Origin of the sequence: Anoxybacillus sp. (assembly GCF_036834105.1) — a bacterium.
Lineage (GTDB): Bacteria > Bacillota > Bacilli > Bacillales > Anoxybacillaceae > Anoxybacillus.
Genome location: NZ_DAITON010000012.1, coordinates 1 through 23,958, shown reverse-complemented (window position 1 = coordinate 23,958; position 23,958 = coordinate 1). Strand labels below are relative to the sequence as shown.

Below are 23,958 nucleotides of genomic sequence, written 5' to 3'. Positions count from 1 at the left end.
CGAGAAAGGGGACTATATGTGACACCAATTCGTTACGAACTCATTAAAACGTGTAAGCAGACGGGCGCGCGTCTCGGCATATTGCATACGCCGCACGGGTCGTTTGAAACACCGATGTTTATGCCTGTCGGCACACTTGCGACGGTAAAGACCCTTTCCCCTGAGGAATTAAAAGAAATGGGAGCTGGCGTCATTTTAAGCAACACGTATCATTTATGGCTTCGCCCAGGCCATGATATCGTCAAAGAAGCAGGCGGTCTCCATACTTTTATGAATTGGGATCGCGGAATTTTAACAGACTCGGGCGGGTTTCAAGTATTTAGTTTAAGCGAATTTCGTCGCATTGAGGAAGAAGGAGTATATTTCCGCAACCATTTAAATGGCGATAAACTATTTTTATCGCCAGAAAAAGCGATGGAAATTCAAAATGCGCTCGGCTCCGATATTATGATGGCGTTTGATGAATGTCCGCCGTATCCTGCCACGTACGAATATATGAAACGTTCGGTTGAACGGACGAGCCGTTGGGCCGAGCGATGCTTAAAGGCGCATCAACGTCCGAATGAACAAGGACTGTTCGGCATCGTGCAAGGTGGAGAGTTTGAGGAGCTTCGCAAACAGAGCGCGCAAGATTTAGTGTCGCTCGATTTCCCAGGGTATGCGGTCGGCGGTTTATCGGTTGGTGAGCCGAAAGATGTGATGAACCGGGTATTAGAATTTACAACGCCGCTATTGCCAGCGAATAAACCCCGTTATTTAATGGGCGTTGGCTCACCAGACTCACTCATTGACGGAGCGATTCGCGGCATTGATATGTTTGACTGTGTGTTGCCGACGCGCATCGGTCGCAACGGAACAGTGATGACAAGCGAAGGGCGCGTCGTCATTAAAAATGCGAAATATGCGCGCGATTTTACGCCGCTTGATCCGAACTGTGACTGCTATACGTGCCGCAATTACACGCGCGCGTACATTCGTCATTTAATTAAATGCGATGAAACGTTTGGCATTCGTCTTACGTCTTACCATAACGTCTACTTTTTGATAAAATTAATGGAGCAAGTTCGACAAGCCATTCGCGAAGATCGCCTTGGCGATTTCCGCGAGCAGTTTTTTGAACAATACGGCTTTAATCAGCCGAATGCAAAAAACTTTTAAAAGGGGGTGAAACATATGGAAACAGTAGCTAGCTTGTTGCCGCTCATTTTGTTTTTCGCGATTTTTTACTTTTTGCTTATCCGCCCACAACAAAAGCGCCAAAAGGCTGTTCAACAAATGCAAGCAAATTTGCAAAAAGGAGACAAAGTGATTACGATTGGCGGGTTGCACGGCATGATCGATTCGCTCGATGAACATACGGTCGTCATTCGTGCCGGTGACGGTTCGCGTCTTACATACGATCGTGCGGCCATTCGTGAAGTTGTCAACGAAAAATAAGACAGGTTGCGGCCTGTCTTATTTTTATGCGCTTCGTGATTTCGATGTCGCTACATTGACGCCAATCATGCCACCGATCATCGCTGTAATAAGAAAACCGGCATGGTATCCCCATTGTTCGAGCGAAAACATTTGATTCATTCCGAGAAATTGGAATAAAAAAATAATCGTTGTAAAGATGATGCTCGTTACACCGCCAAGCAGCCAACCGCGAACTTTTCCTTTTCCCCCTGAAATAAATCCACCAAAAAATAATGACAAAAATGCGAGAACGTGCATAACCCATCGTAATGATAGTTCATCATAACTTGTCAACTTTAACAAAAGAGCGAATATAAAACTACATATAATGGCGCTTATAAAAATTGTTATCACTCCATGCAAAACGGCGCGAACCATGTTCATCCCTCCTGACTACATTTAGTACAAACATATTCCATTGTCCATTTGTTTAGAATAAAAAAACGTACGAATAAATGAGGAGGAGTCAAGTTGGAGTACGTAACGATTATTTTACGCACGTTATTGTTGTATGGGGTCATTTTATTTATTTTCCGTATGATGGGCAAAAGGGAAATTGGCGAGCTAAGCATTTTAGATTTGGTCGTCTTTATTATGATTGGAGAAATGGCTGTCATTGCGATTGAACAGCCGAAAGATCCGATTTTTCATACGCTTGTTCCGATGATTGTATTGACGATTGCTCAAATTGCTTTTGCCTTTTTTTCATTGAAAAGTGAAACGTTTCGTCGTCTCGTTGACGGCTCACCGACGGTCATCATTAGCAACGGAAAAATTGATGAAAAGGCGATGCGAAAGCAAAGGTACAATTTCGATGACTTGCTTGTTCAGCTACGAGAAAAAAATGTTAAAAATATTGCTGATGTCGAATTTGCCATTTTAGAGCCGTCCGGTAAACTGTCCGTATTTGAAAAAGAAAAAGGGAAAAAGAAAACACCGTCTTTAACGTTGCCGCTTATTAAAGACGGTGTCATCCAAGAAGAGCATTTGGCACTCATTCATCAAACGCCCGAATGGCTAATAAAGCAATTAGCGGAGCGGGGGTATTCACATATCGATCATATTTCATATTGTACATATGAAGATGGGACGTTTTATATTGATGAAAAAGACGAATGACTAACGAAATAGTTGACGAAACTCGTTTTTTTCAATGAGATGAAACAATCGCGAAAGAACGAGATATATGCATGTCATGGCCACGATGACGATTATCGTTTTAACAAGCAACGAAAATGGTATAAGCGGGACGAGCAACTGTCCGACCGCCGCGACAGAAATGATAATGATGAGATGAGCAACATACTGTTTGACGTATAAGGAAATGGAAATGACTTTAACAATGGTAGCGGCATGTAATAAAGTGACAATCATAATGCCGACCGTAATCGCTAGCGCTGCCCCCATAATGCCGAGCGACGGTTGAGAAGCGAGAAAAAAAATGAGCGCAGTTTTGATGACGGCACCGATTAAACTATTTGTCATCGCTTCTTTTGCTAAATCGAGCGCCTGCAACACAGCTTGCAACGGCCCTTGCAAATAGTAAAAGATGAAAAACGGTGCCATCACTTTGACAAATACGGCCGCTTCGCTTGTCCCGTACATGAGCTGCATCATTTCTTCAGCCAATACGTATAACACGACGATCGACAATCCCCCCGCTAAAAGAGACCAGCGCACAGCCTGATGCAAACGGTACTCGATGAGACGATGTTGCTTTTGAGCAGCCGCTTCGCTAATGGCTGGAACGAGCGAAGTAGCGAGCGCATACGTAATAAACGACGGAAGCATTAAAAGAGGCAATGCATAGCCCGTCAGTTCTCCATACTGTTTTGTAGCATGGACGGTTGCGATGCCAGCGAGCGCTAAACTTTGTGCTACGACAATCGGCTCAAAAAACCATGCGATCGACCCGATCATTCGACTTCCAAGTGTCGGTACAGCGATGCGCATAAGCGAAACAAATGTATCTTTCCCTTCTTTCACGTATGCAAAAAAGCGATAGCGAATACGAATGGGCTTTTTTCGCTTAAACATAATGAATAAGTAAATGAGCGATACGAGTTCGCCAACAACGGCTGACACCATCGCGCCAGCTGCTGCATACTCGATGCCGTACGGTAAAAAAGCAGTTGTACACGCAGCAATTAATGTAATACGTACTGCTTGTTCGAGCAGCTGCGAATACGCAAATGGCTTCATTTGTTGTCTCCCTTGAAAATATCCGCGCAATACGGAAGATAGGGCAACAATCGGCACGACAGGGGCAATGGCGACGAGCGGATAATATACGCGCTTATCTGTAAACAACGTTTCAGAAAGAATAGGGGCAACCGCGAGCAACGTTGGAAAGAAGATCAAACTTAACACCATTGTCATACATAAAGACACGACTAATATTTTTTTTACTTTTCTTTTGTCACCTAAAGCTTCTGCTTCTGCAACGAGTTTAGAAATGGCAACAGGCAATCCAAATTGCGTAATCGTAATGGCTAGCACAAGCGTTGGCACGGCCATCATATATAATCCGACGCCTTCTTCACCAATGAGACGAGCTACGACGATGCGATTAATAAATCCGAGTATGCGTGTTAACAATCCTGCGATAATTAAAATGATCGTCCCTTTTAAAAATTTAGACATGCTCCTCCCTCTCTTCTCAAATGAGGTCATCTTTTATACAATGAAATATATGCATATGTTGGCCAAGCATGACAAAATGGGGGAGATGACCGTGAATCGCGAACAATTAATGCCAGCTTTACAGTGTAAAGTAGATGAGTTAAAGCTGCTCGGCTACGAACAAGCAACTATTGAAGATGTATGGAATTGTTTAATGATGAAAAAATGGAAAAAAAACAATGAGGAGAAGCGGTTATTTGAGCTTGTGAACGATGTGTTATCATTACGTGCAACGGATTATATGGCCTATATTATGACAAAAGAACAAAAGCACGACCGTTGGTTTACGGAAGAAGGTCTTTCAGAATTAGAACAGTTGTTTTAATCGTTCATTTGGAAATTGACAGAAAGTGTACTGTCATTCATAATTTGTTTTGTTGGTAAAAATTCTGGTATGTCCAGAATCGAGGAGGATTTTTATGGTAAAACGTAGTCGCATCATTGCTTTTTTCCTTCTTGTCGTTTTACTAGGCGGCATGATGGGAACAACCGGGGAGAAAATTGTAAAGGATATTAAGCTCGGCTTGGACTTGCAAGGCGGTTTTGAAATTTTATATGAAGTGAAGCCGACAAAAGAAGGGGAAAAAATTACGAAAGACGTATTGCTCAGCACGGTGAGCGCGTTAAACAAGCGCATTAACGTGCTTGGAGTGAGCGAACCGCGCATTGATGTGGAAGGGAACGATCGTATTCGCGTTCAATTGGCCGGCGTAAAAGATCAAAATAAAGCGCGTGAAATTTTGTCGACAGAGGCAAAATTGACGTTTCGCGACGTACACGACAACGTGTTGATGGACGGGAGCGACCTCGTTGAAGGAGGCGCCAAGCAAACGTTTGATGATAAAGGAAAACCGAGCGTCGGAATTAAATTAAAAGATGCAAATAAATTTAAGCAAGTGACAGAAAAAGTATTAAGTATGGCACCAAATAACGTGCTTGTCATTTGGCTAGATTTTGAAGAAGGCGTTGACTCGTACGCGAAAGAAGTAGGAAAAGAGCATTCGAAATTTATTTCAGCTGCACAAGTGAATGAAGTGTTCAATCAGACAGATGTTTCTATCGTTGGAAACTTTACAGTTGAAGAAGCGAAACAATTGGCTGATTTGTTGAATGCAGGTGCACTCCCTGTTGAATTGAAAGAAATTTATTCTACATCTGTAGGTGCGCAATTTGGTGAGCAAGCGCTTCAAAAAACGATTTTAGCAGGAATGATTGGCATCGCGCTCGTTTTTTTATTTATGCTCGTTTTTTATCGCTTGCCGGGAATTGTCGCTGTCGTTACGTTAAGTGTTTACATTTACCTCATTTTGCTCGTATTCGATTGGATGAACGGCGTGTTGACGCTACCGGGAATTGCAGCGCTTATCCTTGGTGTCGGCATGGCTGTCGATGCGAATATTATTACATATGAGCGAATAAAAGATGAGTTAAAGCTCGGAAAATCGCTTATGTCAGCATATCGCATCGGAAATCGCGGTTCTTTCGGAACGATTTTAGATGCGAACATTACAACGATCATCGCTGGTGTTGTGTTGTTTGCATATGGGACGAGCTCGGTAAAAGGATTTGCGACGATGCTCATCATCAGCATTTTAGCAAGCTTTATTACGGCGGTATATGGGACGCGTATATTGCTCGGATTGCTTGTGAAAAGCCGCTTGTTTGATAAAAAACCGCACTACTTCGGTGTCAACCCGAAAGATATATTAAATATCGCACAAGTGACAGATGATACGGATGTACCGACAAAGTTTGCGCGCCTTGACTTTGTCAAACGAAGCAAACTGTTTTTTGCGATTTCAGGGGCGATGGTCGTTGTCGGACTCGTATTGCTTCTTACTGCTAAATTAAATTTAGGCATTGACTTTTCAAGTGGAACGCGCGTCGATATAATGAGTGAAAAGTCGCTCACAACCGAGGAAGTGAAGCAAGAATTAAATAAATTACAACTTGAGCCGAAAGATATCGTACTGTCAGGAAATAAGAACGAAATGGCCATTGCCCGTTTTCTCGGCGTGCTCGATCAAAAGGAAATTTCACAGCTGAAATCGCATTTTAAAGAAAAGTATGGTATAGAGCCGAACGTTAGTACTGTATCGCCGACAGTTGGGAAGGAATTGGCGCGCAATGCGTTCATTTCCGTTTTAATTGCATCTGTTGGTATTATCATTTACGTAACGGTCCGCTTTGAAATGTATATGGCGCTTGCAGCGATTGTTGCGCTATTACACGATGCGTTTTTCATCATTGCGTTCTTTAGTTTGACGCGGTTAGAGGTCGATTTAACGTTTATTGCTGCCGTGTTAACGGTTGTCGGTTACTCCATTAATGACACGATCGTCACGTTCGACCGCATTCGCTATTTAATGAAAAAACGGAAAGTGAAAACGGTCGACGATTTAAAAGATGTTGTCAACAAAGCGTTGCAACAAACTTTTGGGCGTTCAATCAACACCGTATTAACGGTCGTTTTTACCGTCGTAGCCCTTTTACTATTTGGTAGTGAAGCAATTCGTAATTTCTCGTTTGCGTTGCTTGCTGGGCTGATTTCAGGCACATATTCGTCACTCTTTATTGCTGCACAATTATGGCTCATTTGGAAGGCGAAACAATTGAAAAAAGGAAAACAAAAACGCGAACAGTTGGAAGTAGAACCGGAAGTGTAAACGTCGTGGCGCATGCCGCGACGTTTTTTCGTTACTAGAATAGGATACACTAACAAGCAAAAGGGAAAGGAAGCGGATGAGATGAATGAACAAACGCGTTTTCAACAAGCCCAATTCGCGGCGATGATTGGCGTTGTTGGGAACATCATTTTGGCGGTCATAAAAGGTTGGATCGGAATAATTGCCAACAGTAAAGCACTTGTTGCAGATGCGGTGCATTCTGCTTCCGATGTAGCAGGATCGCTTGCGGTATGGATTGGTTTGCGTGCAGCAAAACGGCCCCCCGACGACGATCATCCGTATGGGCATGGGAAAGCGGAGTCGATTGCTGCCATTATCGTGGCGGTTTTACTTTTTCTCGTCGGGGTAGAAATAGGAGTTTCATCTTTTTCTTCTTTTTTTCATCCGATTGAACCACCGAAAATGATAGCCATCTACGCTGTCGTGTTGTCTATCGTTGTAAAAGAGGCGATGTTTCGCTATAAGTATGCTTTAGGAAAGAAAATTAAGAGCGATGCGATTATCGTGAATGCGTATGAGCATCGCTCGGATGTTTTTTCTTCGATTGCTGCCTTGGTTGGCATTGTCGCTGCCGTCGTCGGACAAAAAGTGGACATTCCTTGGCTTATTTATGCCGATCCTGTTGCTGGACTATTCGTTTCGCTTCTCGTTTTAAAAATGGCATGGAAGTTAGGGGCAGAGTCGATCCATCATGCACTTGATCACGTGTGGCATGAGGAAGAAACGGTTCGTTTGCGCGAAGCGATTCTTTCGCTTCAAGAAGTGAAGCGTATCGATTCCCTTTACGCTCGTCAACACGGTCACTATGTTGTCGTTGATTTGAAAATCGCCGTCGATCCACATATAACGGTTCTAGAAGGTCATGAGATTGGAAAAAAAGTGAAAGAAAAATTGTTGTCATTTCCGCAAGTGCATAATGTGATGGTGCATATTAATCCATATCTTGAATAATAAATTGCCCCTCAGCTTATTGTTTTGTATAATGAAAAGGTTGAGGGGTGAATGACATGTTAGCATCGAAAACCCGCTGGAACGTCCAACAAGTAAACAATGAACAAGTGCAAATGATTGCGAAAGCATTACATATAGCTCCGCTCGTTGCCTCATTGCTCGTTAGCCGCGGCTACGATACCGTTGAAGCCGCTCGTTCTTTTTTTGAACGAAAGCAATCGTTTCACTCGCCATTTTTGTTAAACGATATGGAAAAAGCGGTTGAGCGAATAGAGAAAGCGATTACAAACGGGGAGCATATTCTCGTTTTCGGCGATTACGACGCCGATGGAGTAAGCAGCACAGTCGTGATGGTGAGCGCATTACGACAAAAAGGTGCCAATGTTTCTTTTTATATTCCTAATCGCTTTTCAGAAGGATATGGACCGAATGAACAAGCGTTTCGTCTGGCGAAAGAACAAGGTGTTTCGCTTATCATTACCGTCGATACAGGTATTTCTGCTTTATACGAAGCGAAGATTGCAAAACAGCTTGGCATCGATTTAATCATTACAGACCATCATGAGCCTGGCCCAATGTTGCCTGAGGCGTATGCGACGATTCATCCAAAAATAAGTCCAAATTATCCGTTTAAACATTTAGCCGGTGTAGGGGTTGCGTTCAAGCTTGCTCATGCGCTCATCGGACGCGTGCCATATGAATGGCTTGATGTTGTCGCAATCGGGACGATTGCTGATCTCGTTCCACTGCAAGATGAGAATCATTTGCTCGCCCGTTTAGGCATCGAGCAATTTAGACAAACGGATCGTCTCGGTTTACAAGCGCTTTGCAAACAATGCGGCGTATCCCATACGGCGGTGACAGAGGATACAATTGCGTTTATGATCGGCCCGCGCATTAACGCAGCTGGCCGTCTCGATTGCGCCGATCCAGCTGTTCAGCTATTGTTGACGACAGATGCGCACGAGGCGCATATGTTAGCAGAACAAATCGATGCGATGAATCGCGAACGACAACAGCTTGTTAATGACATGACAGAGGAAGCGATTCAACTCGTTGAGCAGCATGATGTCGATGATCGCGTATTAGTTGTAGCGAAAGAAGGATGGAACGTCGGTGTCATTGGCATTGTAGCTTCACGGTTAGTTGAACGTTTTTACCGACCGACGATCATTTTAAGCGTTGATCGAGAAAAAGGGGTCGCGAAAGGGTCGGCGCGAAGCATTGAAGGGTTCGACTTGTTTGCCAATTTGTCGGAATGCCGGGACATTTTACCGCATTTCGGTGGTCATCCGATGGCGGCAGGGATGACGCTTTCTGTTCACGATATAGATGAATTACGTCGTCGTCTTAATGAAGCGGCAAAGCAGCAATTAACAGCTGAACATTTTGTTCCTGTCACGCACGTCGACTTGCGCTGTTCAATTTCGGATGTCTCGATTGAGTTGATTGAACAAATGAACCGGCTTGCCCCGTTTGGAATGGGGAATCCGAAACCGCGTGTACTTTTAGAAAATGTACAGCTTGATACGTTGCGAAAAATTGGAACGGATCAAAATCATTTGAAATTACTGTTAGCTGAAAATGGAAAAACGTTAGAAGCGATCGGATTTGGTTTCGGACACGTTGGCGACGAAATCGCGCCCAACGTTCGTCTTTCGGTTGTCGGGGAGTTGGCGATTAACGAATGGAATAACTTTCGTAAACCACAGTTAATGATTCAAGATGTAGCCGTAAACGAATGGCAATTGTTTGATATGCGCCATATTCGCCAGCCGAATAAGCTCATTGCATCGCTTCCAAAAGAAAAACGGCTATTAATTGCTTTTCATCGCGATACGGTCGATGCGTTGCAGTTATCGCCATATGCGGATGAAATTGTACATGTCCAAAACGAAAATGAGGCGGCGATTCATGTCTGTGGAAAGTACGTGATCCTTCTCGATTTGCCCCCGTCGCAGCAAATCGTTAAAGTTTTGTTAAGTTGTAGTTTACCTGAGCGCATTTATGCGTTATTCTATCAAAGGGAGAGTCACTTCTTTAGCATATTGCCAACGCGTGAACATTTTAAGTGGCTATATTCTTTTTTGCATAAGCGTAGCCCGTTTGATATACGGCGTTATGCTGAAGAGTTAGCTCGCTCGCGCGGATGGACGAAAGAAACGGTGTTGTTTATGATTCAAGTGTTTGCGGAACTCGGCTTTGTTACAGTTGAAAACGGGATCGTTTCTTTAACTCGCGATGTGCAAAAGCGCGATTTAACAGAATCGCCAGCTTATCGGTTAAAACAAGCCCAAGCAGAGCTTGAGCATATGTTTTTATATTCATCTTATTCCCAACTGAAACGTTGGTTTGATTCATTGTATGAGGAGGAAAATGTCAATGGATTTAAAACAATACGTCACGATTGTCCCTGATTTTCCAAAACCAGGTATTCAATTTAAAGATATTACAACCATTATGGACAAAGGTGAAGTGTACAAATACGCGACAGATCAAATTGTCAATTATGCCCGCGAGAAGAAAATAGATGTCGTCGTTGGACCAGAAGCGCGCGGATTTATTATCGGTTGCCCAGTCGCTTATGCGCTTGGTGTCGGCTTTGTTCCTGTTCGCAAAGAAGGAAAATTGCCTCGCGAAGTGATTCGTGTAGAGTATGGTTTAGAATACGGTAAGGACGTATTGACGATGCATAAAGATGCGATCAAGCCAGGCCAGCGCGTCCTTATTACAGACGATTTATTAGCGACTGGTGGAACAATTGAAGCGACGATTAAGCTTGTTGAACAGCTCGGTGGAGTTGTCGCAGGTATTGCATTTTTGATTGAATTAACGTATTTAGAAGGTCGCGAAAAGTTGAAAGGGTACGATATTTTAACGTTAATGCAATTTTAAGGAAGGAGGGGCAAAACGCTCCTCTTTTTCGCATCATTGCTCTTTACATTTGAGAAAATTTTCATGATAATATTGTCAATACGTTTAAAACAAAGGTGATTGCATGGCAAATGAACAAGTATTAACGGCAGAACAAGTGATTGAAAAGGCGAGCCGTTATTTGTCGAAGGAAGATGTACAGTTTATTGAACGGGCATATGAGTTTGCAAAAGAAGCGCATCGCGAGCAATATCGGAAGTCTGGAGAGCCATACATCATTCATCCAATTCAAGTGGCTGGCATTTTAGTCGATTTAGAAATGGATCCTGCGACAATTGCAGCCGGATTTTTGCACGATGTCGTTGAAGATACATCTGTGACGAAAGAAGATTTAGAAAAAGAATTCGGAAAAGAAGTAGCGATGCTCGTCGATGGGGTGACGAAGCTCGGAAAAATTAAATATAAATCGCATGAAGAGCAACAGGCAGAAAATCACCGAAAAATGTTTTTAGCGATGGCACAAGACATACGGGTGATTTTAATCAAATTGGCGGACCGTTTGCACAACATGCGCACGTTAAAACATTTGCCGCTTGAAAAACAACGGCGCATCGCGAACGAGACGCTTGAAATTTTCGCTCCGCTTGCGCATCGTCTAGGAATTTCAAAAATTAAATGGGAGCTAGAAGATACGGCGCTCCGCTATTTAAATCCACAACAATACTATCGAATTGTCAACTTAATGAAAAAGAAGCGCGCCGAACGTGAACAATATTTGGAAGAAGTCATTCAAGACATGCGTGAACGGCTAAACGAAGTTGGCATTCAAGCTGAAATTTCTGGACGCCCAAAACATATTTATAGCATTTATCGCAAAATGGTGTTGCAAAATAAACAATTTAACGAAATTTACGATTTGCTTGCTGTGCGCATTATCGTTGAAAGCATTAAAGATTGTTATGCTGTTCTCGGCATTATCCATACGTGTTGGAAGCCGATGCCGGGACGTTTCAAAGACTATATTGCCATGCCGAAGCCGAACATGTATCAATCGCTTCATACGACGGTCGTCGGTCCGAAAGGCGAGCCGCTTGAAGTGCAAATTCGGACGTTTGAGATGCATCATATCGCAGAGTTTGGAATTGCTGCCCACTGGGCGTACAAAGAAGGAAAAACGATTCGTCCCAATACGTTTGAAGAAAAGTTATCATGGTTTCGTGAAATTGTCGAATGGCAAAATGAAACGAACAACGCGGAAGAATTTGTAGAAACGTTAAAGATGGATTTATTTTCTGATATGGTGTTCGTTTTTACACCGAAAGGCGATGTCATTGAACTTCCTGCTGGTTCGGTGCCGATTGATTTTGCATATCGCATTCATTCCGAAATTGGAAATAAAACGATTGGTGCGAAAGTAAACGGAAAAATGGTGCCGCTCGATCATCCGTTACAGACGGGTGACATTGTTGAAATTTTAACATCAAACCATTCATACGGCCCGAGCCAAGATTGGTTAAAAATTGCACAAACATCGCATGCGAAAAATAAAATTCGACAATTTTTCAAAAAACAACGACGCGAAGAAAACATTGAAAAAGGAAAAGAGCTCGTTGAAAAAGAAATTCGCAACATGGGCTTTGAGGTAAAAGAAGTGCTCACAACAGAAAATATAAAACGTGTTGCGGAAAAATTTAATTTTGCGAATGAAGAAGATATGTATGCTGCCGTTGGATACAACGGTATTACAGCTGCCCAAGTGGCCCATCGTTTAACAGAAAAGTGGCGCAAACAACGCGACTTAGAAGAACAAGCGAAACGGTTGTCGGACATGCTACAAGAGGCAAAAACGGTGACCCCGATAAAAAAACGCGATTTTGGCGTATGCGTCGAAGGGGTCGACAATTTGCTTATTCGTCTGTCGCGCTGCTGTAATCCGGTGCCTGGTGATGAAATTATCGGCTTTATTACGAAAGGGCGAGGCGTTTCTGTCCATCGTGCAGATTGTCCGAATGTGCTTGCAGAAGAAGCGAAGGAGCGGCTTATTCCTGTGCAATGGGAGAGCGGAGCTAACTGTCAACGGGAGTATACGGTGGACATCGAAATTACCGGTTACGATCGGCGCGGTTTGCTTAACGAAGTGCTGCAAGCTGTTAATGAAACGAAAACGAACATTTCCGCTGTATCAGGAAGAACGGATCATCGCAATAAAATGGCGACGATTCATATGACCATTTTTATTCATAATGTAAGTCATTTACAAAAAGTAGTTGAGCGAATTAAACAAATTCCAGACATTTATTCCGTACGTCGGATCATGAACTAGAGAGGGTTGTCGCAATGAGAGTTGTCGTTCAGCACGCGAAAGATGCGAAAGTAACTGTAGCTGGCGAAGTCGTTGGAGCCATTGATTTTGGTCTTGTGTTGTTAGTCGGTATTACCCATGATGATACGGTTGAAGACGCAGCATTTGTCGCCGACAAAATTGCCAACTTACGCATATTTGAAGATGAACATGGAAAAATGAACGTGTCGCTTTTAGATGTTGGCGGATCGATTTTATCAATTTCCCAATTCACGTTGTATGGGGACTGCCGTAAAGGGAGAAGACCGAACTTTATGGATGCCGCAAAACCGGAGCATGCGGAACAAATATATGAAGCATTGAACGAACAATTACGCCAAAAAGGAATTCGGGTGGAAACGGGCATATTCGGAGCGATGATGGATGTACAACTGACAAACGTTGGCCCGGTGACGCTTATTGTTGAAAGCAAATAGAAACCGAGCTCTCCTGTGGGACGAGCTCGGTTTTTTTATCCTCGCGCTAAATGTTTCTTTAGTTTTTGGACGTCGCGAAGAGAAAGTCCGAATTCGGAGGCGAGTTCAAACGATGTCAAGTCGTTTTCTTTTTGAATAAATGAATGAAAGTCGACGTGCATAAGCGGTGATTGCGTATGAATAAATTCCCCTTTTTCGCTATGACGCATAACGAATCTCCTTTCGTGTCACATGTCGTTCGTATTATTCCCAATTTTTCTACCTTTTCATTCAAAGAAGGATTTTTTTTTCTTTGCGAAGAAATAAAGTAGCGACTATCGACAACGCAGGGGGACTTACAACATGAAAAAATCGCTGATCATGTCATGGATCATTTTTTGTTGTTTGTTGCTTATCGCTCAAACGGCGACAGCCGCAATGAACGTGCGCATTGCTGTCGACCGATTAAACGTGCGCACAGGGCCAGGCTTTACGTTTTCCGTGCAAGAAAAAGTAGCGAAAGGAAAGCAATATGCGGTCGTTCAAACGCGGGGAGAATGGCTACAAATTCGGCTTGCTGCCAATCGGACAGGATGGGTGCATGGAAAATACGTCGAAATCCAGAAAGAAAAGACGGAAACAAGAAAACAACTGCAACAATTGGTCGTATGCCAGGCAGATGGATTGCGACTTCGCAAAGGACCGGGTACGACGTTTACGGTTATCGGGTATGTGAATCGCAATGAAAAAGGGACGGCAACATCGATTCAAGGCGATTGGATGTACGTTCGTTGGGAAGGAAAAGAAGGATGGGTACATCGTTCGTACGTAGCTAATGTAGAGCAGCATGATGAACAGAACACATACGTTCAAACATTATACGACAATACAAATATTCGCTCTGCCGCTTCAACCGACTCACCAATCATTGCTAAAGCGAAACGCGGAGATCGTTTTGCGGTCATTCGCAAGGAAGGACAATGGTACGTCATTCAAGTAAACAGTCAAACGATTGGTTATGTAGCGGAATGGGTCGTTCAACTGAATGAACAACCAATGGAACAACTTCCACCATCGCAACCTCAAACAACGTTGGGAAAAACGGTGGTGATTGACGTCGGACATGGTGGGAAAGATTATGGAACAACCGGGGTCAATGGAACAATCGAAAAGATGTTAACATTACAAACTGCGCTATTGCTTAGCGAAAAGCTAAAACAGCGAGGGGTAAACGTCATTTTAACGCGTGCCGACGATCGCTTTTTATCGTTAAGCGAAAGAGTTCAAGTTGCGGCGAGAAATAAAGCGGATGCGTTCGTTAGCATTCATTACGACAGCGCATTAAACCGAACGGCAAACGGATTAACGATATACTACTATAAGCAAATGGACCGATCGCTCGCACATGCGCTTTTTGAACCGCTCAGTCGATTAACAGGCATTCAACAGCGTGGCGTTCGCGTAGGTAACTACCATGTTTTACGGGAAAATAGCCGCCCTTCTGTACTGCTTGAGCTCGGCTATTTAAGCCATCCGAATGAGGAATTGTTCGTTGCGTCATCGACATATCAACAAGCAGCAACCGAAGCGATCTGTAATGGCTTGCTTCGCTATTTTGAAAAATAAAGGTCGTCTTGACAAATCGTTTTTTCGTACGTAATATAAAAGAAAATTCAACATTTCACCGATGATGGAGAAAAGTAGTTAAGAGTACACATGGACAGAGAGGAAATGCCGCGGGCTGAAAGCATTTCTCCATGATGACTTAACGAACGAACACTCCGTAGGTTTCTCTTTGAACGCGCAGTCGTTAGTAGGAGAGAACGCCTCCGAGCGTTAACGGAACAAGTGGAAGCATGCGCTTCAACTAGGGTGGCACCACGGGAATTCGTCTCTCGTCCCTAATTTATTAGGGATGGGAGATTTTTGTTTGCATAAAAACTAAAGGAGGGAAACATATGTCGTTTCAAATTCCGCGCGGAACGCAAGATATATTGCCAGCTCAAGCAGCAAAATGGCAATATGTTGAGCAAATTGCGCGCGAACTTTGCCGTCGCTATAACTATCAAGAAATTCGCACACCGATTTTCGAGCATACAGAACTATTTTTGCGCGGTGTTGGGGATACAACTGATATCGTTCAAAAAGAAATGTACACGTTTGAAGACCGCGGCGGTCGGAGTTTAACGCTTCGCCCAGAAGGAACGGCAGCAGTCGTTCGTTCATTTGTAGAAAACAAAATGTACGGGTATCCGAATCAGCCAGTCAAACTGTACTATATGGGGCCGATGTTTCGTTATGAGCGTCCGCAAGCCGGCCGTTTCCGCCAGTTCGTGCAATTTGGTGTCGAAGCGCTCGGAAGCAATGATCCAGCAATCGATGCGGAAGTGATTGCTTTAGCGATCGATATATATCGTTCGCTCGGATTGAAAAAGTTAAAGCTTGTTATCAACAGCTTAGGTGACGTTGAAAGTAGAAAAGCGCACCGTCAAGCGCTCATCGACCATTTTCAACACCGCATTCACGAGTTTTGCGATGATTGCCAAGCGCGGTTACATAAAAACCCGATGCGCATTTTAGACTGTAAAAAAGACCGTGAACATGAATTAATGCGCACCGCCCCATCGATTTTAGATTACTTAAATGAACAATCGTACACGTATTTTAATCAAGTGCAAATGTATTTACGAAAGCTTGGCATCGCATTTGAAGTCGACCCTCGGCTTGTGCGTGGATTAGATTACTACAATCATACCGCATTTGAAATTATGAGCGAGGCGGAAGGATTTGGTGCAATTACGACGTTATGTGGTGGCGGCCGTTATAACGGTCTCGTTCAAGAAATTGGCGGACCTGAAACGTCGGGGATCGGATTTGCATTAAGCATTGAACGGTTGCTTGCGGCATTGGATGCAGAAGGTATTTCTTTGCCGGTTTCAGGAGGCATTGATTGTTATGTTGTTGCATTAGGCGAGCAGGCGAAAGAAGAAGCCGTTGCCCTCGTCGCCTCACTTCGTCAAGAAGGAATTGCTGCAGAAAAAGATTATCAAGATCGCAAGGTGAAGGCACAGCTAAAAGCGGCTGATCGTTTGCATGCGAAATATGTCGCTATTTTAGGTGAAGACGAGCTGCAAAAAGGGATCATTAACGTCAAATGTATGGCAACAGGAGAACAGCAGGAAGTATCGCTTGATACATTTATTTCGCATATGAAAAACGCATTGCAATAGGAGGGGAAAATATGTTTGGAAGGACGCATTATTGTGGAGAAGTGACGGATACAGCAATCGGTCAAACGGTCCGTTTAAAAGGATGGGTACAAAAGCGCCGCGATTTAGGTGGGTTAATTTTTATTGATTTGCGCGATCGGACGGGCATCGTGCAAATTGTATTTAGTCCGGATGTATCAAAAGAAGCGTTACAAGTAGCAGAAAAAATTCGTAGCGAATATGTACTAGACGTAGAAGGAACGGTCGTACGTCGTGAAGAAGGACAAGTAAATCACAATTTACCGACAGGGACGGTTGAGGTGCATGCGACGCACGTCACGATTTTAAGTGAAGCGAAAACACCCCCGTTTCCGATTTCAGATAAAACAGACGTATCGGAAGATGTTCGTTTAAAATATCGTTATTTAGACTTACGTCGCCCTGTCATGTTTCAAACGTTTCAATTGCGTCATCAAGTGACAAAAGCCATTCGTGACTTTCTAGACGAAGAAGGTTTTTTAGAAGTAGAAACACCTATTTTAACGAAAAGTACGCCAGAAGGGGCGCGCGATTACTTAGTGCCGAGCCGCGTTCATCCTGGTGAATTTTATGCGTTGCCACAATCGCCGCAAATTTTCAAACAGCTATTGATGGTTGCAGGATTCGAACGGTATTATCAAATGGCTCGCTGCTTCCGTGATGAAGATTTGCGTGCCGATCGTCAGCCGGAATTTACACAAGTCGACATCGAAACATCGTTTATGAGTCAAGATGATATTTTAGCGATGGTAGAGCGCATGATGGCGCGCGTCATGAAAATCGCAAAAGGGATCGACATTCCTACTCCATTTCCGCGCATGTCGTATGATGAAGCGATTGCGCGCTACGGCTCAGATAAACCAGATACACGTTTTGGCCTTGAGCTTGTCGATTTATCTGAGCAAGTGAAAGATTGTGGATTTAAAGTATTTGCGAGCGCAGTACAAAACGGTGGGCAAGTGAAAGCGATCAACGTAAAAGGGGCAGCGGATAAATATTCGCGCAAAGATATTGATGCGTTGACGGAATATGTCGCTCGCTATGGTGCAAAAGGATTAGCATGGCTAAAAGTCGAAAGCGACGGGCTGAAAGGGCCTATTGCTAAGTTTTTCAATGAAGAAGAACAAAAGCAAATGATGCAAACGCTTGAAGCGGAAGCGGGCGATTTATTATTGTTTGTAGCCGATAAAAAATCAGTCGTCGCTGATTCCCTCGGTGCGTTGCGCTTAAAACTCGGAAAAGATTTACAATTAATTGATGAATCGCTATTTCATTTCTTATGGATTACGGATTGGCCGCTTTTTGAATACGACGAAGAAGAAGGACGTTATTACGCGGCGCATCATCCGTTTACGATGCCTGTTCGCGAAGACGTGCCAAAATTTGATACAGATCCGGCAAGCGTTCGTGCACAAGCGTACGATCTTGTGCTAAACGGATACGAATTAGGAGGAGGATCCCTCCGCATTTTCGAACGCGATATACAAGAGAAAATGTTTACAACACTTGGTTTTACAGAACAACAAGCGCGCGAACAGTTCGGTTTCTTGCTTGAGGCGTTTGAATACGGCACTCCTCCGCATGGCGGCATCGCGCTCGGCTTAGACCGGCTCGTGATGTTGCTTGCGGGTCGTTCCAACTTGCGCGATACGATTGCTTTCCCGAAAACAGCAAGCGCGAGCTGTTTGTTAACGGAAGCGCCAAGCGCAGTAAGTGAAGCACAACTAGACGAACTGCATTTGCGCGTGAAAGACGTTCAAAAAGTAGACTAAATTTGTGACGTTGCAAAACGATCGAAAGTGTGCTAACATACAAATAACACGAAGTCCTGATGTGTTTGTCGTATCACCTATTGTTTTGACCGAACAATGTGTGATACGGGAGCTCGGGTTTTCAGGTGGCGTACATGCCTCATTTACATACCGAGGACGTACAAAAGCTTGAAACAGGGCACCCACCTGTGAGAGAGCGGGTTCAAAACAAAGGCCATCAGCGACGGCACGATTGGGACTACAGAAACAAAAACGAATAAAGCCTTGACGTAAAGAACATGCTTTACGTTGAGGCTTTTTTTGTGTCATAATGCATGTATATCCGATTGAAATACTTACATATGGGAGGAACAACATGTTACATCAATTTTCTCGCAATGAACTCGCAATCGGGAAAGAAGGTTTAAAAAAATTAAGCGAAAGCACAGTGGCCGTTCTCGGCATTGGAGGTGTCGGATCGTTTGCGGTTGAGGCGCTTGCTCGTTCAGGGGTTGGACGTCTCATTTTAATTGATAAAGACGATATTGACATTACAAATGTGAACAGACAAATTCATGCGCTATTATCTACTGTCGGTCGTCCGAAAGTGGAAGTGATGAAAGAGCGCATCGCTGACATTAATCCAGCGTGTGAAGTCATTGCATTAAAAATGTTTTATACGGAAGAGACGTATGAGCAAATTTTTTCGTATGACATCGACTACGTCATTGATGCATCGGATACGATTTCATATAAAATTCACTTAATGAAACAATGTTTAGAGCGCAACATTCCGATTATCTCGAGCATGGGTGCGGCAAATAAAATGGACCCGACCCGTTTTCGCATCGCTGACATTTCAAAAACGCATACCGATCCGATTGCGAAAGTGATTCGCACCCGTTTACGAAAAGAAGGAATTAAAAAAGGGATTACCGTTGTTTTTTCTGACGAAAGCCCAATCGTTATTCGCGAAGACGTACGGAAAGAAGTAGGAAACGATGCGGCGACGATCCGAAAAGCGAAAATGCCGCCGTCATCGAATGCGTTCGTTCCATCTGTCGCAGGTCTTATTATGGCAGCGCACGTCGTACAACAATTGTTAAAAGATATTCCGATTCAACGTGTTGATCAACAATAAGCGCAAGGGAGAGCCTTTGCGCTTTTTATTTTCTATTTCAGCGCACATCGGAAGTTGCAAAATGAGAAAAATTGCATTATAGTTGTGTTATGACTATGTAGTCGTAAATAAACGACCGATTGGTCATATTATAAAAAAGAAGGGAAGAGAAGTATGTTAACAAGGTTTAGTTTAAAAAATGCGGTCGCCGTATTTATCATTTCATTTTTACTCATATTAGGCGGACTATATTCGTTTTCTTCTTTAAAAGTAGACTTGTTACCAAACATTGAATTTCCGCAGCTATCTGTTGAAGTCATTTACCCCGGGGCTTCACCAGAAGATATGAATGAGCAAGTAACAACAAAATTGGAAGAAAAGTTGAAAGCTATTGAGGGAGTAAAAAAACTCCAAAGTACATCGTTTGAAAGTATCGCAATCATTAACCTCGAATTTCCATTTAATACAGACATGGAAGAAGTAGAGCGGCAAGTTGAGTCGCTCATGAAAGAAGCGAACTTGCCGGAAAACGTGCAGACGAAAGTGAACCGTTTCTCGTTCGGGACGTTCCCGATTTATAACATTTCGCTGTTCGCTAAAGGGGATACGAACGTCCAGCAATTGTTAGATGATACAATCGTTCCTGAGTTAAAAAAAATTAACGGTGTCAATTCCATTTCGGTTGGCGGGATGGAAGAAAACTTGATTCAAATTACTGTAGATAAACAAAAAGCATTGCAATATGGGCTGAGTTTGACGCAAATTAAAGAGCAAATTAATGAAAAGTTTTTAGCTTTCCCGGCTGGTAACGTGCAAACAGAGACGTTACAAATTCCGATTCGCGTTCAGCAAAAAATTGAAACGATCAAACAGCTTGAAAACTTACCTTTATCTTCGCCGCTTATGAACGCATCACCAGGTGCGCCGGCGAGCGGTCAAGAAGCGCCGACGACCATTACGTTAAAAGACGTCGCTACCATTGCACCTGTGACAGAACAAGGAGAAATCACGCGTTACAATCTACAACCGTCGCTATCGATGGCGATTACGAAAAAACAAGATGCGAATACGGTTGAAGTAGCTGAAAAAGTGTTAAACGTGCTTGACAAGTATAAAGATAAAATAGACTATGCGATCGGCTTCGATTCCGCCGAGGGAATTAAAAAGTCAGTGGAAACGCTCGTGCGCGAAGGCTTGCTCGGTGCGTTATTTGCATCTATTGCCGTGCTCGTCTTTTTACGAAACGTACGTGCAACAATAATTGCGATCATTTCTATTCCGCTATCTTTACTCGTTGCATCAATTTTCTTACAACGCATGGACATTTCTTTAAATATTATGACGCTCGGTGGAATGGCGGTAGCGGTCGGACGCGTAGTTGACGATAGCATCGTTGTCATTGAAAACATTTTCCGACGCGTGCGCAAGTCAAAGTCTGGAATGACGGATGAGCTTGTCGAAGATTCAACGAAAGAAATTTTAAAGGCGATTACGTCATCGACGATTACGACTGTTGTCGTGTTTTTGCCGCTCGGATTTGTCGGCGGTGTCACCGGTGAGTTTTTCTTGCCGTTTGCATTAACAATCGTCTTTTCGCTCTTAATGTCACTCGTTGTTGCAATTACGATCGTTCCAATTTTAGCGAAGTTTTCATTTAAAAAAGTGCCGCCAGAAGAAAAAGAAGGAGCGCTACAACGTATATACGGTAAAGCGATTGAATGGGCGCTCGATCATAAACGGCTCGTCTTATTTTTATCCGTTTTACTGCTCGGCGGTTCATTTGCGATCGTTCCGAAACTTGGATTTACATTTATTCCAAATGAAGAACAAAAAACATTAATTGCAGCGGTTGAACTTCCATCTTCAACACCGTTGGAAAAAACGAACGATGTATCATTAAAAATCGAAAAGATGTTCAACGAAAAGAAAGAAATTAAAGAAGTAACAGCTGGAATTGGTACGCGCGATTTCCGTAGCGGCTTAAAACGGAAAAATCAAGCAAACTACTTTATTACGCTCAAAGAAAGTGCCAACGTCAGCGCGTTTATTAAAGAGCTAGAACGAGATATGGAAAATATTGTGCAAGCGGAGGTTAAAGGGGCAAAAGTAGGTGTGCAAGAGCTACAATCTGGTGGACCGCCGTCAAACAATAACGTTAACATTGATTTGTATTCAACGAACTTAACAGCGTTGCAACAAGCGGCAAAAGACGTAGAAGCTTACTTAAAAATGCGCGACGATTTGAAATATGTGACAAACAACTTTGCTGATAAACAAAAACAAGTCGTTGTAAACATCGACCCACAAAAAGCGGCACAATATGGCGTTTCCGGATTCCAAATTCTCGGAACAATCGCTGATCAAACGCGTCCAGTTCAAGTCGGTACGTTAACATTGGATGGAGAAGAGCGGACTGTGCAACTGTCGTACGATGAGCAAATGACGTCGCTTGAACAGCTAGAGAAGACGCTCATTTTTACGAAATTTGGCCCTGTACCTGTAAGCGAACTTGCGGAAGTAAAAGAAGTAGATACGTTTACGTCCATTCAAAAACTTGATGGAAAAGTGTTCGCCCGTGTGTCTGCGCAAATTGTCGGAGACAACATTCAAAAAGTAACTCAAGATGTCATTAATCGTGTAAAAAATGAAGTGGACTTACCAAAAGATGTTTCTCTCGAAGGCGGAGGCGGAAGCGATGAAACGGTAGAAACGTTTCAACAGCTTGGTTTAGCGATGGTTGTAGCTATCGGACTCGTTTACATTACGATGTTAATTACGTTCGGAAAAGCGCGTATTCCGTTTATCATTTTATCATCGCTCGTGTTCGTCCCAATCGGTTCATTGCTCGGATTGTTTATCGCTAATGAGCCGATGTCGGTAAGCGTAATGATCGGTTTACTTATGCTTATTGGAATTGTTACAACAAATGCGATCGTTCTCGTTGACCGAATCGGTCAAAATCGCGAGCAAAAAGGAATGACGATTCGTCAAGCGTTAATTGAAGCAGGAAAGACGCGATTACGCCCGATTTTAATGACGGCATTTGCAACGGTTGCTGCACTCATTCCACTCGCGCTGACGAAGTCGTCCGGTACGCTTATTTCTAAAGGATTAGCGATTACGGTCATCGGTGGATTGACATCGTCGACGTTGCTGACGTTAATTCTCGTTCCGGTTGTATACGAATTATTTTTCTTCCGTCAAGCAAAAAAAGAACGTCAAGCGTAACTGCAACATACAACAGGCTGACTGAAAGGTCAGCCTGTTGTGCTATAATAAAACGAAGAAACGAACAGTAAGGATGGGGCTGTATGAGTAGAAAAGAGCAAATTATTGAAGTCGCCATGAAGCTATTTGCAGAAAAAGGGTATCATGCGACATCGATGCAAGAAATTGCCGAACATAGCCATTTAGCGAAAGGGTCGCTATACAACTACTTCAAATCGAAAGAAGAAATTGTATTATCTATTTTTCAATATCATTACGATCAGTTGTTTCAACAGTTTGCACACATCGCATCAGATCGTTCGTTAACGGCGCGCGAAAAATTTTTACAACAACTTTCGTTACAAATTGAAGCGTTTGAACAACATAAAGAAATTGTACAAATGCATATGGGCGATCATGCCCAAAAAGTAAGCGAAGATGTTCACGCCCTCGTTTTGCGCATTCGTTCGCATTTATTTGACTGGTACGTTCAATCGCTCATAAATATGTACGGTGAGCGCATCCGTCCATTTGTGCTCGATTGCGCCATCATGTTAAATGGAATGCTCAAAGAATATTTGTTTTTTGCCCTCTTTGAACAAAAACCGTTTCCTTTTCAACGGTTAGCGCCGTTTTTAATGCGGCGGCTTGATGCGCTCGTCGATAGTTTAGAACATGATGTCCCGCTATTTGCTCACGATGCGCAAGCCGAAAAAGAGCGAGCGCTTATGATCGTGACGCAAATGATTGAAGAAACGACCGATCGCGCAATGATTGAGCTGCTCGAACAGCTGGAAGCAGAAATAAAAAAAGATGAGCCGCGAAAAGCAATTGTTGAAGCGTTTCTTTTTTATTTACAACAAAGCGATATGCGTCAGTTCGTCCCGGCGCTAAGGGCCGCGCTGGCGCTGTAAAGTGGAGGGAGACAAATGAAAGAGCCGCTCGCTTATCGCATGCGTCCGCGTACGATTGATGAAGTCGTAGGGCAAGATCATATCATTGGAGCGCATACAGCATTGTATCGCATGATTAAAAATGGCTACGTTCCTTCACTTTTGTTTTACGGTCAACCAGGTGTAGGGAAAACATCGCTCGCTTATGCGATCGCTGGCACGCTCCAGCGCCCGTTTTATATATTAAATGCCACGACGGCAGGGAAAAAAGAAATAGAGGAGATTGTAGCTGATGCTCGTTTTCACGGCAACGTCATTTTATTTATTGAC

Annotated in this window: 20 protein-coding genes, 1 other RNA gene and 1 other annotated feature; of the genes, 18 read left to right on the top strand and 3 right to left on the bottom strand. The window is 43.3% G+C overall.

The features are described 5' to 3' along the window. Positions 1–18 precede the first annotated feature (18 nt). Together tgt and yajC are read left to right on the top strand one after the other, a co-directional pair. On the top strand, positions 19–1,158 hold the full coding sequence (tgt, locus tag V7Z64_RS02605) for a tRNA guanosine(34) transglycosylase Tgt (RefSeq protein WP_091702230.1): 1,140 nt from the start codon (positions 19–21) through the stop codon (positions 1,156–1,158). 15 nt (positions 1,159–1,173) lie between these two features. After that, positions 1,174–1,437: a preprotein translocase subunit YajC gene (yajC, locus tag V7Z64_RS02600; RefSeq protein WP_297991790.1), complete on the top strand. Its 264-nt coding sequence runs from the start codon at positions 1,174–1,176 to the stop codon at positions 1,435–1,437. A 24-nt stretch (positions 1,438–1,461) separates the two neighbouring features. Here the strand turns inward: yajC and V7Z64_RS02595 are convergent, their stop codons facing one another. Then, positions 1,462–1,836: a TIGR04086 family membrane protein gene (locus V7Z64_RS02595; RefSeq protein WP_297991793.1), complete on the bottom strand. Its 375-nt coding sequence runs from the start codon at positions 1,834–1,836 to the stop codon at positions 1,462–1,464. A 93-nt stretch (positions 1,837–1,929) separates the two neighbouring features. On the opposite strand from V7Z64_RS02595, the gene V7Z64_RS02590 reads away from it, so the two are divergent. Beyond that, a complete protein-coding gene (locus V7Z64_RS02590; RefSeq protein ID WP_297991795.1) occupies positions 1,930–2,577 on the top strand; it encodes a DUF421 domain-containing protein in 648 nt (215 codons plus the stop codon). On the opposite strand, the gene spoVB is transcribed toward V7Z64_RS02590, so the two are convergent. Next, positions 2,578–4,101 (bottom strand): stage V sporulation protein B, encoded by a 1,524-nt coding sequence (gene spoVB / locus V7Z64_RS02585; protein ID WP_297991798.1) that lies wholly within the window; start codon positions 4,099–4,101, stop codon positions 2,578–2,580. It lies immediately after the preceding gene. 85 nt (positions 4,102–4,186) lie between these two features. Between spoVB and V7Z64_RS02580 the strand changes: the two genes are divergently transcribed. From V7Z64_RS02580 to dtd, 7 genes are all read left to right on the top strand, one after another. Continuing rightward, positions 4,187–4,465 carry a post-transcriptional regulator gene (locus V7Z64_RS02580; protein WP_241762312.1) on the top strand — a complete coding sequence of 93 codons (279 nt, stop codon included), beginning with the start codon at positions 4,187–4,189 and terminating at the stop codon, positions 4,463–4,465. Between the two features lie 94 nt (positions 4,466–4,559). Continuing rightward, positions 4,560–6,806 carry a protein translocase subunit SecDF gene (secDF, locus tag V7Z64_RS02575; RefSeq protein ID WP_297991800.1) on the top strand — a complete coding sequence of 749 codons (2,247 nt, stop codon included), beginning with the start codon at positions 4,560–4,562 and terminating at the stop codon, positions 6,804–6,806. 81 nt (positions 6,807–6,887) lie between these two features. After that, the gene (locus V7Z64_RS02570; RefSeq protein WP_297991803.1) at positions 6,888–7,778 is read left to right on the top strand and encodes a cation diffusion facilitator family transporter; all 891 of its coding nucleotides are present in this window, start codon (positions 6,888–6,890) and stop codon (positions 7,776–7,778) included. Between the two features lie 56 nt (positions 7,779–7,834). Then, positions 7,835–10,195, top strand: coding sequence for a single-stranded-DNA-specific exonuclease RecJ (gene recJ, locus V7Z64_RS02565; protein WP_297991806.1), 2,361 nt, complete (start codon positions 7,835–7,837; stop codon positions 10,193–10,195). Next, complete coding sequence (locus V7Z64_RS02560; protein WP_003396235.1) at positions 10,161–10,673, top strand: adenine phosphoribosyltransferase; 513 nt, start codon at positions 10,161–10,163, stop codon at positions 10,671–10,673. The genes recJ and V7Z64_RS02560 overlap by 35 nt, the downstream gene beginning before the upstream one ends. 103 nt (positions 10,674–10,776) lie before the next feature. Next, complete coding sequence (locus V7Z64_RS02555; RefSeq protein WP_297991810.1) at positions 10,777–12,975, top strand: RelA/SpoT family protein; 2,199 nt, start codon at positions 10,777–10,779, stop codon at positions 12,973–12,975. Positions 12,976–12,989: 14 nt separating this feature from the next. Next, positions 12,990–13,430 carry a D-aminoacyl-tRNA deacylase gene (gene dtd, locus V7Z64_RS02550; RefSeq protein ID WP_297991812.1) on the top strand — a complete coding sequence of 147 codons (441 nt, stop codon included), beginning with the start codon at positions 12,990–12,992 and terminating at the stop codon, positions 13,428–13,430. Positions 13,431–13,465: 35 nt separating this feature from the next. Here dtd and V7Z64_RS02545 read toward each other — a convergent pair whose 3' ends face one another. Continuing rightward, entirely contained in the window at positions 13,466–13,639 is a 174-nt protein-coding gene (locus V7Z64_RS02545; protein WP_003396230.1) for a hypothetical protein, read from the bottom strand. A gap of 133 nt (positions 13,640–13,772) precedes the next feature. Between V7Z64_RS02545 and V7Z64_RS02540 the strand changes: the two genes are divergently transcribed. From V7Z64_RS02540 to V7Z64_RS02505, 8 genes are all read left to right on the top strand, one after another. Next, a complete protein-coding gene (locus tag V7Z64_RS02540; RefSeq protein ID WP_334109298.1) occupies positions 13,773–15,035 on the top strand; it encodes an N-acetylmuramoyl-L-alanine amidase in 1,263 nt (420 codons plus the stop codon). A gap of 52 nt (positions 15,036–15,087) precedes the next feature. Continuing rightward, positions 15,088–15,315: a binding site (T-box leader), on the top strand. A 52-nt stretch (positions 15,316–15,367) separates the two neighbouring features. After that, the gene (gene hisS, locus V7Z64_RS02535) at positions 15,368–16,639 is read left to right on the top strand and encodes a histidine--tRNA ligase (RefSeq protein ID WP_297991819.1); all 1,272 of its coding nucleotides are present in this window, start codon (positions 15,368–15,370) and stop codon (positions 16,637–16,639) included. 11 nt (positions 16,640–16,650) lie between these two features. Then, positions 16,651–18,429, top strand: coding sequence for an aspartate--tRNA ligase (gene aspS, locus V7Z64_RS02530; RefSeq protein WP_297991822.1), 1,779 nt, complete (start codon positions 16,651–16,653; stop codon positions 18,427–18,429). A gap of 50 nt (positions 18,430–18,479) precedes the next feature. Beyond that, a non-coding RNA gene (gene ssrS / locus V7Z64_RS02525) (6S RNA) lies at positions 18,480–18,672 on the top strand. A 112-nt stretch (positions 18,673–18,784) separates the two neighbouring features. Continuing rightward, entirely contained in the window at positions 18,785–19,549 is a 765-nt protein-coding gene (locus V7Z64_RS02520; protein WP_297991824.1) for a tRNA threonylcarbamoyladenosine dehydratase, read from the top strand. 153 nt (positions 19,550–19,702) lie between these two features. Beyond that, positions 19,703–22,756 carry an efflux RND transporter permease subunit gene (locus V7Z64_RS02515; protein WP_297991827.1) on the top strand — a complete coding sequence of 1,018 codons (3,054 nt, stop codon included), beginning with the start codon at positions 19,703–19,705 and terminating at the stop codon, positions 22,754–22,756. Between the two features lie 83 nt (positions 22,757–22,839). Further along, complete coding sequence (locus V7Z64_RS02510) at positions 22,840–23,649, top strand: TetR/AcrR family transcriptional regulator (protein ID WP_297991828.1); 810 nt, start codon at positions 22,840–22,842, stop codon at positions 23,647–23,649. A gap of 15 nt (positions 23,650–23,664) precedes the next feature. Further along, positions 23,665–23,958 (top strand): AAA family ATPase (locus V7Z64_RS02505; protein WP_297991830.1); only part of this gene is annotated, 294 nt, incomplete at its 3' end.

Bases quoted from the DNA above. Each gene is read 5' to 3' on its own strand.
- recJ (WP_297991806.1), top strand. From the start codon at position 7,835: ATGTTAGCATCGAAAACCCGCTGGAACGTCCAACAAGTAAACAATGAA.
- V7Z64_RS02545 (WP_003396230.1), bottom strand. From the start codon at position 13,639: ATGCGTCATAGCGAAAAAGGGGAATTTATTCATACGCAATCACCGCTT.
- V7Z64_RS02570 (WP_297991803.1), top strand. From the start codon at position 6,888: ATGAATGAACAAACGCGTTTTCAACAAGCCCAATTCGCGGCGATGATT.
- V7Z64_RS02515 (WP_297991827.1), top strand. From the start codon at position 19,703: ATGTTAACAAGGTTTAGTTTAAAAAATGCGGTCGCCGTATTTATCATT.
- V7Z64_RS02520 (WP_297991824.1), top strand. From the start codon at position 18,785: ATGTTACATCAATTTTCTCGCAATGAACTCGCAATCGGGAAAGAAGGT.
- secDF (WP_297991800.1), top strand. From the start codon at position 4,560: ATGGTAAAACGTAGTCGCATCATTGCTTTTTTCCTTCTTGTCGTTTTA.
- V7Z64_RS02560 (WP_003396235.1), top strand. From the start codon at position 10,161: ATGGATTTAAAACAATACGTCACGATTGTCCCTGATTTTCCAAAACCA.
- V7Z64_RS02540 (WP_334109298.1), top strand. From the start codon at position 13,773: ATGAAAAAATCGCTGATCATGTCATGGATCATTTTTTGTTGTTTGTTG.
- hisS (WP_297991819.1), top strand. From the start codon at position 15,368: ATGTCGTTTCAAATTCCGCGCGGAACGCAAGATATATTGCCAGCTCAA.
- aspS (WP_297991822.1), top strand. From the start codon at position 16,651: ATGTTTGGAAGGACGCATTATTGTGGAGAAGTGACGGATACAGCAATC.
- V7Z64_RS02595 (WP_297991793.1), bottom strand. From the start codon at position 1,836: ATGGTTCGCGCCGTTTTGCATGGAGTGATAACAATTTTTATAAGCGCC.
- V7Z64_RS02510 (WP_297991828.1), top strand. From the start codon at position 22,840: ATGAGTAGAAAAGAGCAAATTATTGAAGTCGCCATGAAGCTATTTGCA.
- spoVB (WP_297991798.1), bottom strand. From the start codon at position 4,101: ATGTCTAAATTTTTAAAAGGGACGATCATTTTAATTATCGCAGGATTG.
- V7Z64_RS02555 (WP_297991810.1), top strand. From the start codon at position 10,777: ATGGCAAATGAACAAGTATTAACGGCAGAACAAGTGATTGAAAAGGCG.
- dtd (WP_297991812.1), top strand. From the start codon at position 12,990: ATGAGAGTTGTCGTTCAGCACGCGAAAGATGCGAAAGTAACTGTAGCT.
- yajC (WP_297991790.1), top strand. From the start codon at position 1,174: ATGGAAACAGTAGCTAGCTTGTTGCCGCTCATTTTGTTTTTCGCGATT.
- V7Z64_RS02580 (WP_241762312.1), top strand. From the start codon at position 4,187: ATGACCGTGAATCGCGAACAATTAATGCCAGCTTTACAGTGTAAAGTA.